The organism is Acidobacteriota bacterium (genome assembly GCA_020853395.1).
Taxonomy (GTDB): Bacteria; Acidobacteriota; Vicinamibacteria; order Vicinamibacterales; family SCN-69-37; genus JADYYY01.
Window position 1 is genome coordinate 130331 of sequence record JADYYY010000005.1, and the last position, 12621, is coordinate 142951.

11 protein-coding genes are annotated in these 12621 nt (G+C 70.4%); 7 read left to right on the plus strand and 4 right to left on the minus strand.

Going from position 1 to position 12621, the window contains the following annotated elements:
- Nucleotides 1–118: 118 nt before the first annotated feature.
- The 7 genes from IT184_04795 to IT184_04825 are packed head-to-tail and all read left to right on the plus strand — an operon-like array spanning nt 119 to nt 7040.
- Complete coding sequence (locus IT184_04795; GenBank protein MCC7008111.1) at nt 119–1480, plus strand: insulinase family protein; 1362 nt, start codon at nt 119–121, stop codon at nt 1478–1480.
- An 8-nt stretch (nt 1481–1488) separates the two neighbouring features.
- Entirely contained in the window at nt 1489–2961 is a 1473-nt protein-coding gene (locus IT184_04800; GenBank protein ID MCC7008112.1) for an insulinase family protein, read from the plus strand.
- Nucleotides 2962–2974: 13 nt separating this feature from the next.
- Nucleotides 2975–4657: a cbb3-type cytochrome c oxidase subunit I gene (locus IT184_04805; protein ID MCC7008113.1), complete on the plus strand. Its 1683-nt coding sequence runs from the start codon at nt 2975–2977 to the stop codon at nt 4655–4657.
- Nucleotides 4654–5208, plus strand: a complete 555-nt coding sequence (locus tag IT184_04810; protein MCC7008114.1) for a cytochrome c oxidase subunit 3 — start codon at nt 4654–4656, stop codon at nt 5206–5208. Before IT184_04805 ends, IT184_04810 begins: the two co-directional genes overlap by 4 nt.
- The gene (locus IT184_04815) at nt 5205–5453 is read left to right on the plus strand and encodes a hypothetical protein (GenBank protein ID MCC7008115.1); all 249 of its coding nucleotides are present in this window, start codon (nt 5205–5207) and stop codon (nt 5451–5453) included. The genes IT184_04810 and IT184_04815 overlap by 4 nt, the downstream gene beginning before the upstream one ends.
- Nucleotides 5450–6184, plus strand: a complete 735-nt coding sequence (locus tag IT184_04820) for a hypothetical protein (GenBank protein MCC7008116.1) — start codon at nt 5450–5452, stop codon at nt 6182–6184. Before IT184_04815 ends, IT184_04820 begins: the two co-directional genes overlap by 4 nt.
- Nucleotides 6185–6191: 7 nt before the next feature.
- Nucleotides 6192–7040 carry a hypothetical protein gene (locus IT184_04825; protein ID MCC7008117.1) on the plus strand — a complete coding sequence of 283 codons (849 nt, stop codon included), beginning with the start codon at nt 6192–6194 and terminating at the stop codon, nt 7038–7040.
- Between the two features lie 7 nt (nt 7041–7047).
- On the opposite strand, the gene IT184_04830 is transcribed toward IT184_04825, so the two are convergent.
- The 4 genes from IT184_04830 to IT184_04845 form a co-directional block, all read right to left on the minus strand.
- The gene (locus tag IT184_04830; GenBank protein ID MCC7008118.1) at nt 7048–8946 is read right to left on the minus strand and encodes a M61 family metallopeptidase; all 1899 of its coding nucleotides are present in this window, start codon (nt 8944–8946) and stop codon (nt 7048–7050) included.
- Between the two features lie 9 nt (nt 8947–8955).
- The gene (locus IT184_04835; protein ID MCC7008119.1) at nt 8956–10230 is read right to left on the minus strand and encodes an NAD(P)/FAD-dependent oxidoreductase; all 1275 of its coding nucleotides are present in this window, start codon (nt 10228–10230) and stop codon (nt 8956–8958) included.
- Between the two features lie 163 nt (nt 10231–10393).
- The gene (locus tag IT184_04840; protein ID MCC7008120.1) at nt 10394–11686 is read right to left on the minus strand and encodes an ABC transporter permease; all 1293 of its coding nucleotides are present in this window, start codon (nt 11684–11686) and stop codon (nt 10394–10396) included.
- On the minus strand, nt 11683–12609 hold the full coding sequence (locus IT184_04845; protein MCC7008121.1) for an ATP-binding cassette domain-containing protein: 927 nt from the start codon (nt 12607–12609) through the stop codon (nt 11683–11685). The genes IT184_04840 and IT184_04845 overlap by 4 nt, the downstream gene beginning before the upstream one ends.
- Between the last annotated feature and the right edge of the window lie 12 nt (nt 12610–12621).

Consider the following 12621-nt stretch of genomic DNA (forward strand, 5'->3'; position numbering starts at 1 on the left):
AGGCCTCCCGCCGCCCGCGTGCGCGCCACCAACCCGGCGAGAGCGTTCGGCGTCAAATGGGACGGCAGCCGCGACGAGAACACGCGATCAGCTTAGACTGTCCCCAAGGAGCCCACCAATGTCGAGAAGCCTCCCGGTCGCGATGGCCGCGATCGTCGTCGCGACGCTGAGCTGGCCCACGGCCGCCCGGCAGACGACGCCGGCCTTGTCGGTGCCGTACACGAAGTTCACGCTGCCGAACGGTCTGACCGTCATCCTGCACGAGGACCACAGCGTCCCGAAGATCGCGGTGAACGTCTGGTACCACGTCGGGTCGGCCAACGAGAAGCCGGGCCGCACGGGCTTCGCGCATCTCTTCGAGCACCTGATGTTCGAGGGCTCGAAGCACGTCAAGGAGGGGGAGTTCGACACGCTGCTCGAGGCGGTCGGGGGCACGAACAACGGGTCGACGACGAGCGATCGGACGAACTACTACGAGGTCGTGCCGTCGAACGCGCTCGACACCGCGCTCTTCCTCGAGTCCGACCGCATGGGCTACCTGCTCGACGTCGTCACGCCGTCCACCGTCGACGGGCAGCGCGACGTCGTGAAGAACGAGCGGCGCCAGCGATACGAGAACGCGCCCTACGGCATGGCGTACCCGCGGATCGGCGAGCTGATGTATCCGCCGAATCATCCGTATCACTGGCCGACGATCGGCTACATGGACGACCTGACGGCCGCCAGCCACGAGGACGTCGTCGAGTTCTTCAAGAAGTACTACGCGCCGGGCAACGCGAGCCTCGTCATCGCGGGCGACATCGATCCGGCGGCGGCGCGCAAGCGCGTGGAGTACTGGTTCGGAGACGTCAAGGCCGGTCCGAAAGTCGAGCCGCTCGCCGTGCCGCCCGCCTCGCTCTCGTCGGTGGTCAAGGAGACGCTGACCGACCAGGTCCAGCTCCCGCGGATCTACCTCGGCTGGCCGACGCCCGCGCTCTACGCCACGGGCGATGCCGATCTCGATCTGGTGAGCGGCGTGCTGGCGAACGGCAAGAACTCCCGCTTGTACAAACGCCTGGTGTTCGACATGCAGCTCGCGCAGGACGTATCGGCCGCGCAGTACTCGTCGCGCTACGGCTCGATCTACCTCATCACCGTGACGGCACGTCCCTCTTCCGATCCGCCCGCGGCCGTGCTCGCCCGCCTGACCGGCATCGTCGACGAGGAGCTGGGGAAACTGCGGCAGGCGGCGCCGGACGCGCGTGAGGTCGACCGCGTGAAGAACCAGTACGAGGCGTCGTTCCTGAGCGAGATGGAAACGGTCGAGGGCAAGGCCGATCGGCTGAACGGCTACTACGTGAACACGGGCAATCCCGACTACTTCGCGCAGGACTTCGCCCGGTATCAGGCGCTGCGGCCCGCCGACGTGCAGGCGGCGGTGAGGCAGTGGCTGCCGGCCGATCGCCGGCTGGAGCTGTCGGTCGTTCCGGCCGGAAAGTGAGCGCCGCCATGACACGTCTCTCACCTGCTCTCGTCCGGCGCGTCGTGGCGCGCAGCGCGGCCGTGCTGCTCGCGAGCGTGCTGCTCTCCGTCCCCGGAATCGACGCCCGCCAGTTGCCCGATCGCGGCACGCCCCCGGCGCCTGGCGCGCCGCCGTCGCTGCGGCTCCCGCCGATCGAGCGGCGCACGCTGCCGAACGGGCTGCAGGTGTGGATCGTCGAGATGCACGAGGTGCCGGTCGTGCACCTCACGGCCATCGTCAAGTCCGGCGCGGCCGCGGATCCGGCCGGCCGGTACGGGCTCGCGCACTTCACCGCCGCGATGCTCGACGAAGGGGCCGGGAACTACGACGCCCTGCAGCTCGCCGATGCGATCGACTTCCTCGGCGCGTCGTTGAGCACGGCCGCCGGCTTCGACTCGTCGCTCGTCAACCTGCACACGCCCGCGTCGAAGCTGTCGCAGGCGCTGCCGCTGCTCGCCGACACGGTGCTGCGGCCGCGCTTCGCCGACGGGGACCTCGAGCGCGTCCGCAAGGAGCGTCTGACGTCGCTCGTGCAGACGCGCGACAACCCGGCTGCGCTCGCATCGGCCGCCTTCGCGCGTCTCGTCTTCGGCCCCGAGCACCGCTACGGGACGCTGACGATGGGCACGCAGGCGTCGAACACGGCGATCACCGCGGCCGACCTCCGCACGTTCCATGGCGCGCACTACCGGCCTCAGAACACGATCCTGCTGGTGGCCGGCGACGTGCGCCCCGCCGAGCTGATGCCGCAGCTCGACCGCACGTTCGGCACCTGGTCCGGCGGCGCCGCCGTCGCGCGCCCGACGCTGCCCGCGGTGGCGAAGCCGGCCGCGCGTCAGATCTACCTCGTCGACAAGCCGGGCGCCGCGCAGTCGCAGATCCGGATCGGCGGCATCGGCGTCGCCCGCTCCACGCCGGACTACTTCCCGCTGCGCGTCATGAACACGATGCTCGGCGGCTCGTTCTCCTCGAGGCTGAACCAGAACCTGCGCGAGGCGCACGGCTACACCTACGGCGCCTCGTCGATGTTCGACATGCGCGCGACCGCGGGGCCGTTCGTCGCTGGCGCCGGCGTGCAGACCGACAAGACCGTCGAGTCGCTGCGCGAGTTCTTCAACGAGCTGAACGGCATGCGCGAGCCGACGCCTCCGGCCGAGCTGACGCGGGTGCGGAATCTCGAGGCGCTGAGCTTCCCGGGCGAGTTCGAGACGACGAGCGACATGACGCAGCGGCTGACGGAGCTGGCCGTCTACGACCTCGCCCCGTCGTTCTTCACGGAGTTCGTGCCGAAGATCGAAGCCGTCGGGCCGGAGGACATCGGCCGCGTCGTGCGCCAGCACATCACGCCCGACACGTTCGCGGTCGTCATCGTCGGCGATCTGTCCAAAATCGAGCAGCCGGTTCGCGACGCGAACCTCGGCCCTGTCCGCATCGTGCCGCTGACGTCGATCCTGGACTGACGCGCGCGGACGCATGCGCGTGTTCTCGACGGACCACAAGGTCGTCGGGCTGCAGTACGGCCTGACGAGCCTGCTGTTCCTGCTGATCGGGTTCCTGCTGATCCTGGCGCTGCGCTGGCACCTGGCGTGGCCGACCCTGCCCGTGCCGATCGCCGGCGCGCTGCTCGGCAGCCCTGCGACGTTGCGCGGCGTGCTGCAGCCCGACTTCTACGACCAGATCGGCGCCATGCACGGCACGATCATGGTGTTCCTCGCCGTCGTGCCGCTGGCCGTCGGCGCCTTCGGCAACTACCTCGTGCCGCTGATGATCGGCGCGCCCGACATGGCGTTCCCCCGCCTGAACGCGGCCAGCTACTGGCTGTACGCGGCGGGCGGCGCCGTCATGCTGTCGGGCTTCTTTCTGCCGGGCGGCGCGGCCGGCTCGGGGTGGACGTCCTACCCGCCGCTCTCCGTTCTGGCGACGAGCGGGCAGACGGCGTGGCTCGCCGGCATGCTGCTGCTGATCACGTCCTCGCTCTTCGGCTCGATCAACATCGTCGTCACCATCCTGCAGCTCCGGGCGCCGGGCCTGACGATGATGCGGCTGCCGTTCTTCATCTGGGCGCAGCTCGTCACGTCGTTCCTCCTCCTGCTGGCGTTTCCGCCGCTCGAAGCCGCTGCCGTGCTGCAGTTGATGGACCGGCTGGCGGGCACGAGCTTCTTCCTCCCGAGCGGGCTCGTCGTCTCGGGCGAGCCGCTCGCGGTCTCCGGTGGCGGCAGCCCGATCCTCTGGCAACACCTGTTCTGGTTCCTCGCGCATCCGGAGGTTTACGTCCTCATCCTGCCGGCGTTCGGCATCGTCTCGGAAGTCATCGCCAACATCACGCGCAAGCCGCTGTGGGGCTATCGCGCGATGGTCGGTGCGGCCGTGTTCATGGCGTTCATGTCCTTCCTGGTGTGGGCGCACCACATGTTCCTCACTGGCATGGGCCCGGCGATGAGCGCGTTCTTCCAGGTGACGACGATGATCATCTCGATCCCGTCGGTCGTGCTGGTGTCGGCGTTGCTGCTGTCGCTCTACGGCGGCTCGATCCGGTTCACGGTACCGGGGCTGTTCGCGCTCGCCTTCCTGCCCATGTTCGGCATCGGCGGCCTGACCGGCCTGCCGCTCGGGCTCGCCGCGTCCGACATCCCGTTGCACGACACCTACTACGTCATCGGCCATTTCCACTACGTGGTCGCGCCCGGCACGCTGTTCGCGCTCTTCGCCGGGATCTACTACTGGTTCCCGAAGGTCACGGGCCGGCGCATGAACGACACGCTCGGGCACGTGCACTTCTGGGGATCGCTCGTCGCGATGAACGGCATCTTCCTGCCGATGTTCCTCCAGGGGCTGGCGGGCATGAATCGCCGGCTCTACGATGGCGGGCGGACGTACACCGCCTTCGCGGGATTCGACGGATCCTTCGCGGCGCAAGCCTGGTTCGCGCTCGCCCTCGGCGTCGTGCAGCTCGTGTTCATCGGCAACCTCGCGTGGAGCCTCGCGCGTGGCGCCCGCGCGGCCGGCAACCCGTGGGATGCGACGACGCTCGAGTGGACGACGAGCTCGCCGCCGCCGCACGACAACTTCGGGACGATTCCGGCCGTCGTGCGAGGGCCGTACGACTACAGCCCGCCCGGGACCGACGCCGACTTCCTCCCGCAGACCCAGCCGTGATCCCGTACACGATCGAACGGCGGCCCGACACGGGCGTGAACAACGTCACGCTCGGCGTGTGGCTGTTCCTCGCTTCCGAGGCGATGCTGTTCGGCGCGCTGTTCTCCGCGTACGCGCTGCTGCGGACCGGCGCGGCTGCCTGGGTCGATCCGCGTGCCGCGCTCGACGTGAGGTTCGGTCTCGTCCACACGATCGTGCTGCTCGGCGCCACCACGTGCGTGTGGCGCGCCCGCGTCGCCGAACCGCCGCCGTGGCTCTGGGCCGGCACCGGGCTCGCGGCGCTGTTCGTCGTGCTGAAAGCCACCGAGTACGCCGGCGAGCTCGGCCGCGGCCTGCGCCCGGCCCAGAGCACGTTCCTTGCGACGTACTTCACGTTCACCGGACTCCACGCGCTGCACGTGATCGGCGGCCTGCTCGCCAACGTCTGGGCCGCAGCACGCCGGCGCGGGCCCGACGGTCAGCTTCGCGGCCGCGTTCGGGCGCTGTGGTTGTACTGGACGTTCGTGGACGTCATCTGGATCGTCATCTTCGTGCTGTTCTACCTGTCATGACGACGATGAACGGCCGGGTGCGCGACGCGGCGGCGATCGCCCTCGTCTGGGCCGGCGGCGGCACGGTCGTCGACGCGTGTCCCGTCTGTTTCCAGATCGATGACCCCTCGGCATCCGCTGGCGTGTCGGCAGCCGTGCTGGTCCTGGCCGCCGTCACGATCGCGGTGCTCGTGCCGTGCGCGGCGTTCGCCTTGCGGCTCGCGCGACGCGACGGCGCTTCTTCGTCGCCGGCCGTCGATCCATGAGCGCGTTCCTGCCGCCTGCGGCGTCGGCGCACGCCGCGCAGATCGATCTCGTCCTGACGCTGGTGCACGTCCTCATGGCCGTGCTCTTCGCCGGCTGGGGGCTGTACTTCGTGTGGGCGCTGATTCGCTTCCGGCGCGCCCGACAGCCGCGCGCGAATCCGGCGGGCGCCGCCGCCGGCTGGGTGCTCGGCGTCGAGGCCGGAGTCGTCGCCGCCGAAGCCGTGCTGCTCGTGGTGTTCGCGCTGCCGGTCTGGTACGCGCGCACGCGCCCGGACCGCGCCGAGGCCGGCAGCCTGGTGATTCGAGTGGTTGCCGAACAGTTCGCGTGGAACGTGCACTATGCCGGCGCGGATGGCCGGTTCGGCCGGACGTCCACCGCGCTCGTCACGTCGGACAACCCGCTCGGGCTCGATCGCCGCTCGGACGGAGGCGCCGACGACATCGTCGTGCAGAACCAGTTGCACGTGCCGGTCGACCGGCCGGTCGTCGTCGAGTTGTCGAGCAAGGACGTCATCCACAGCTTCGGCGTGCCGGCCATGCGCGTGAAGCAGGATGCGATTCCCGGCGCGCGGGCGTCGGTGTCGTTCACGCCGACCGCAGCGGGCACCTACGACATCGCCTGCTCGCAGTTGTGCGGGCTGGCGCACTTCCGCATGCGCGGCCGCGTCACGGTCGAGCCCGACGCGGACTACCGGCGCTTCCTAATTGAGGAGCGTGCGGCGTCGCCGTAGGCCCACGATGACGATCGATCCGCGATCGGCGCTCGTCATCGCGTGTTTCGCCGCGAGCTGGCTCACGGTGCCGCCGGGCACGGTCGCGTTCGCACCGTCGCCGCTCGAGCGCGCGTTCGCCTACGTCGCCGACTACGAATCGTCGCTCCGATACCTGATCGCCGACGAGACGTCGGAGCAACGGGTGGCTGTCGCGGAGCGGCCGGACGATCCGATCGAGCGCCGGACGACGCGCGGCGAGATGTTCCTGACGTATCTCTCGACGGAACGCCACTGGTCGGTCGTCCACGACATCGCGTTCGTCGACGATGAGCCGGTGACCGTGCGGCCGGATCTCACGGCGCTGATGCGCGAGTCGGAGATCTCGTCGATCGCGCGCGCCGTGTTCGCGCTCAACGCGCGGTACAACCTCGGGCCCGTCGTCCGGAACTTCAACGATCCCTTCCTGGCGCTGATGCCGTTCAGCGAGCCTCGGCGCCGGGACTTCCGTTTCTCGACCAGGATCCGTCCCGAAGCGGCACCGAGCGACCGCCGGGTGGCGACGATCGCGTTCAACGAGCGCGGCCGCCCCACGCTCGTCCGCGATACGCGCGGGCGGCCAGTCTTTTCGCGCGGCGAGGTCGACGTGGACGCCGGCACCGGCCGCGTGCTGCGGACGCGCATCGAGCTGAGCCACGACGGCATCCATGCGGTGCTGTCCACGACGTACTCGCACGACGCGCGGCTGGACGTCTGGGTACCGACCCGCTTCGTCGAGCGCTACGCGTCGCATCGCGACGGCCGGGCGCTCGTCACGACGTGCGTGTCGGAGTACGCGAACTACCGCCGCTTCGAAGCGACCACGCGCCTCCGCTGACGGCCGCCTACCGGACGCGCGATCCGAGCCACGCCTGGCGGAACGCGGATTGGGCGGCCGTCAACGTCGCGCCGGTGCTCTCGAGCGCGACGACCTCGAGCCGCGGCTGCGCCCCGACCTCGACGCGCCGGTCCTCGCGACGGCCGTCGCGGCGCCGGATGGCCAGCGTCACCACGTCGCCCGGACGCCTGCGCCCGATCGCCTCCCACGCGGCGCGCGTCGCCGGCTGGCCGTCGATCGCCGTGACGACGTCGCCGCCGTCGATGCCGGCGTCGTACAGCGGCGAACCGACCGCCGTGAGCGCGCGATTGCCGAACCCGGCCACGCCCACGAGCAGCCCTCCGGCCGACTCGCTCACCGGCACGTCGCCAATCCATCCCCGCCCGGAAGCGGCAGGACGCAGGACGAAGCCGGCCAGGGCCAGCAGCCGCTGGAAGTCGGGCACGTCACGGCCGGCGACGAACCGATCGAAGAACTCGTCGGCGAACGGCGGCGTCGTCAGCTCGGCCAGCTCACGGCGGAGATCCTCGAGCGTGTAGGGACGCGCGACGTAACCGGGACGGACATCCGCAGGCTTGCCGTAGCGTTCCCACAGACGCCGCATGTAGTCGTCGAGCGAGATCGTCCCGCGCGACCACTCGCGCAGCGAAAGGTCGAGGCCGAGCGCGATCGCCGCGCCGAACGTGTAATACGAGATGAAGCTGCGCGCCTGATCCGTCATGTCGTTCGACACGGCGGCGTCCGCGAACGGCGCGTACTCGCTCATCTCGATGACGGAGCGCACGCGACGGCCGGAGCCGTTCACGACCGGATCGACGACGCCGACCGGCAGGCCGTTGCCGAGCCCGGCGCGGTGCAGCAGCAGCACGCCGTAGTACTGGGTGAAGCCTTCGGCGAGCCAGAGGCAGCAGGTGACGTTCGCGCGCGTGAAGTCGAACGGTTCGAGCCCCACGGGACGGATCCGCTCGACGTTCCAGACGTGGAAGAACTCGTGCGACATCGACGACAGCGCGCGCAGGCGGCCCGAGGCCGTGCCCAGCGAGAGCCCCGGCACCGTCACCATCGTGCTGTTGCGATGCTCCATCGCATCGTCGAACGTCCAGGGCATGCCGTCGAGCAGGAAGGTGTACGTGCCGCCCTCGAACGCCGGGAACTCGCCGAAGACGGCCACCTGCTCGCGCAGGAGCGTCGCGGTCGACGCCGCGAGCGCCTGGAGGTCGCCGGCCGGCGCGTCGACGTGCGCCGCGATCCGGAACTTCGCCGGCGGCGCCGCTCCGGCCGGAAGATCGATGGCGGCGATCTCGAGCGCCGCCAGCTCGACGGGGCTGTCCATGAAGTACTGGAGGTTCGGCGCGGTGAAGGTCCAGGGCGACTCGGCCGGCAGCAACTGCGTGGCGGCGCTCCAGGACGACCCGGCCGGCGGATCGAACGTGATGCGGATGGGACGCAGGTCGAGGCCGTCGGCCCACAGGAATGCGGCGGGCATGTTCAGGTGCGCGTGCGTCGTATCGATGCCGAGGTACGTGCCGTCGGCGTGGTCGCCGAACACGTGGTACACGACGCGGACCGTGCCGTCGTGTCCGGCGACGATCCACTCGTCAGGGTCGCGACGGGCGGGCGTGAGACGGCGTCCCGCGCCGTCGAACACCTCCACCTGCGACACGTTCTTCGCGAAGTCGTGGGCGGCGTACCGGCCCGGCGACGACCGGCTCATCCGGACGTGGAGCGGATCGCCGCCGACGTCGGGAAAGACGACCTCCACGCGCATCGAGTGGTGCTCGGCGGCGGGGAAAGAAACGCGGTAGGTCACCGGCGAGCCCTGTTGAGCCGGCGGCGCGGCCGCGACCGTGAGACCGGCGATCGCCAGCACGCCCGCGATCACCACACGCCGAGCCTGTCGGGACATCGGGCCTCCTCAGGACGCGCGCGCCCGGATGCGCTCGCGCGCCATCTGCAACACCGCCATCGGGAGGCGCCAGAAGATGCGGCGCCGCAGAGCCGCGTAGGTCGTCTCCCCGCGCACGAACTGCAGGACGGCCTCGGTCAGCGTGGTGCCGCCCGCGATCCCGCGGATGACCCGGGCCACGCGCGCGTGGCTGGCGAAGAGGTATCGCTGCACGAGCACGGCTTCTCGAAGCTCCGCGCCGATCTCCGCGCGCCACGATCGTTCGTAGCGTGGCCCCGCATCGTCCGTGCCGCGGCGCAGGGCGTCGGCCAGCGCGCGGCCGGCGAGCTCGCCCGAGACCATCGCGTAGTAGATCCCCTCCGCCGTGACGGCGTGCACGAATCCGCCGGCGTCGCCCGCGAACAGCACGCGGCCGGACCACGCGCGGCGCAGCGGCCCGCCGACCGGGATGAGGAACGGCGTGAAGCACGAGCGGTCCGACTGCCCGCGGAGGACGCCGCGAGCCGCCAGCGACGAGACGAACGCCTCCTGCAGCTCGTACGGCCGCTGCGGCACCTCGGCGTCGAAGTGGGAGAGCAGACAACCGATGCCGACGTTGACGTGCCGCGTCTTCGGGAAGACGTACGCGTAGCCGTCGAGGCCGTCGTAGGCGTAGGCGACCCACAGGACGTCCGGCTCGGCCGCGGCGAGCCGCGTCACGGGCGTCTCCTCCATCATGTCGATCGCGAGACCGTGCCGCGGCCAGCGCGCGTTCACGCCGAGCCGCTTCGCGATCACGCTGTGCACGCCGTCGGCGGCGATCACGTGCGGTGCCGAGAGCCGGCGGCCGTCGCGCGCCTGCAGGGTCACGGCCGCCGGGCCGGCGGACACCTGGGTGATCTCGAACGGCGCCTCGAGCCGCGCGCCGGCGTCGATGGCCGCGCGCACGAGCGCGTGATCGAACTCGACGCGGCGCACGAGCAGCACGCAGTCGCGGTGGCCGTCGACGTCCGCGCGCGCGCCGCCGGGGCCCTCGAGGTGCAGCTTCGACAAACGATGGACGTCGACGCCGTCCAAGGCCGGCTCCAGCCAGGGCAGCCGACGCAGCGCGCGCGCGCTGATGCCGCCGCCGCACGGCTTGTTGCGCGGAAAGGCCGCGCGGTCGACGAGCACGGTCGACAGTCCGGCCGCGGCGAGGGTCCGGGCCGCGACGGCTCCCGCCGGGCCGGCGCCGGCGACGATCACGTCGTACCTCGCACCTGAGGGCTGCGCCGTGCCGCCGCCGCCTTCTTCAGGCTCGATCACGGGGCCGCCAGCCTCGATCCGCGCGCGTGGCTCACTCGCACGGCTCGCTTGCACGTTCATTCGTCCATACCCTCACGTCGGGCGAGCGCCGGCACTCCGACCCGCGACTCATCGCGCACCGCTCGTCACTCAGCATTCGGTCCATCAGCCCGAGGCGGCCCCGTCAGTACCGAATCCATCGCAGGAGCTCGGGCAGATTCGGCGGCTTGCCCTGCATCAGCAACCCCACGCGAAAGATCCGCCCCGCCGACCACACGACCGCGGCAGTGACGCCGGCGAGCAAGACCACGGAAACGACGATCTGCCAGAGCGGCGGCCCGGGCGGCATCGCGATCCGCAGCAGCATGGCGAACGGCGTGATCGGCGGCACGAACGAGAGGGCCACGGACACCGGCGAGTCGGGCGCACGAATCACGACGAACGACGAGATGTACGCGAGGATCAGCAGCATCATCGCCGGCTGGAGCATGCTCTGCGCGTCCTTCAGATCGGAGCAGGCCGAGCTCAGCGCCTGGAACACGGCGCCGTACATCAGCGACGCGGCGAGCAGGAAGACGAGGAACCACGCGACGAGCCAGGGATCGATCGATGCGAGCCGGCCGAGCGACGCCGCCGCGTACACGCCCACGGCGAGGTACACGAGCGCCAGCACGAACGTCACCGCCGCGATCCCGAGCAGCTTGCCCAGGAGCAGCTTGAACGCCGAGATGGAGCCGAGCAGCACCTCGCTGATCTTGCTCATCTTCTCCTCGATGATCGTGTGGATGAGGTGCTGGCCGTTCGACATGATCGTCATGAACATGAGCACGAGGAAGAACATCGGCACGCCGAAGCGCTCGAGCTCGTCGACGCGGCGGGCGGGCGTGATGCCGCCGTCGGCGCGCCGATCGATCAGCGCGAACGTGGCGACCTCGGGCCGGGCGATCAGCAGCGGCACGAGCGACGGATCGACACCGGCCGCCTCGAACCGGCGGCGCTCGATCTCGCGTCCGAGCTCGGTGCGGAGCCAGGTTCGAAGCGATTCGTACGACGTGTTCTCGCTGTAGTAGCTGATCGCCTCGCTCGAGCCCGGCCGGAGCACGCCTGCCGGGATCTCCACGAAGGCGAAGACGTCCTTCTCACGCACGCGCCGCGAGAGCTCCAGGCGCACGTCGTCCGGCGGGCGGCCATCGGCGTCGATCGAGACTGGCAGGAAGTGCGGCCCCTGACGGCTCGCGCCGTCCTCCCCCTCGCGGTTGTGCCGCGCGGCCGCGGCGGCAATCGCCGGATAGAGCACGCCGGTGCGATCGACGACGGCGAAGCGGCGATCGGCCGTATCGGCGTGGCGGCTCGCGTAGCCCATCACGCCGAAGGCGATCGCGCCGACGATCGGCATGAAGAACAGGCTGATGACGAAGAACTTCGTGCGGACGAGCGCCAGCACCTCCGTGTGCGCAACGGCCGCGACGCGCCTCATGACGCCGCTCCGCTGAGCGATCGCACTTCCTGATCGTCGGGGCGGGCCAGCCGGACGAAGATGTCGGCGAGCGACGGCCGCGCGATCTCGAAGCGCTCCACGGCGGTGGCGGCGGCGAGCTGCCGGAGGAACGCTTGCGGATCGCCCGCGACGCGCACGTCCTGCGCATTGCCGTGGTCGGTGATCGACTCGACCGCCGACAGCCGGCGCAGCACGTCGACGCCGCCGGCGATCCGGAGCCGGATCGTGTCCTGACCGTACGCCGCCTGGATGTCGTCGAGCGATCCGTCGAGCACCTTGCGGCCGCGGAAGATCATGACGATCCGGTCGCAGAGCTGCTCGGCCGTGGCCATGTCGTGCGTGGAGAAGACGATCGTCGTGCCGTCGCGGCGCAGGTCGAGCACCGCATCGCGCAGCAGCGCGGCGTTGAGCGGATCGAGACCGGAGAACGGCTCGTCGAGGATGAGCAGCCGCGGGCGCGAGACGATCGCGGCGAGAAACTGCACCTTCTGCGCCATGCCCTTCGACAGCTGGTCCACGCGCTTGTCGAGCCAGGCCGACAGCTCCAACCGCTCGGCCCACCGATCGATCACGGGCGACAGCTCGGCGACGGTGCGGCCTTTCAGCAGGCCGTAGTAGCGCAGCAGCCGCAGCACCTGCATCTTCTTGTAGAGGCCGCGCTCTTCCGGCAGATAGCCGATGTCGTCGCGCGACGACGCGGTGCCGCGCCGGCCGAGCACGGCGATCGTGCCGCGGTCGGGCAGGATGATGTTCAGGATCATCCGGATCGTCGTCGTCTTGCCGGAGCCGTTCGGGCCGATGAAGCCGCAGAGGCTCCCCTCGGGCACGTCGAGCGTGAGCGACGACACGGCGGCGTGCCCGCCGAACGATTTCGAGACGTCCTCCAACGCGATCGCGGTCATGCGCGCCCTATT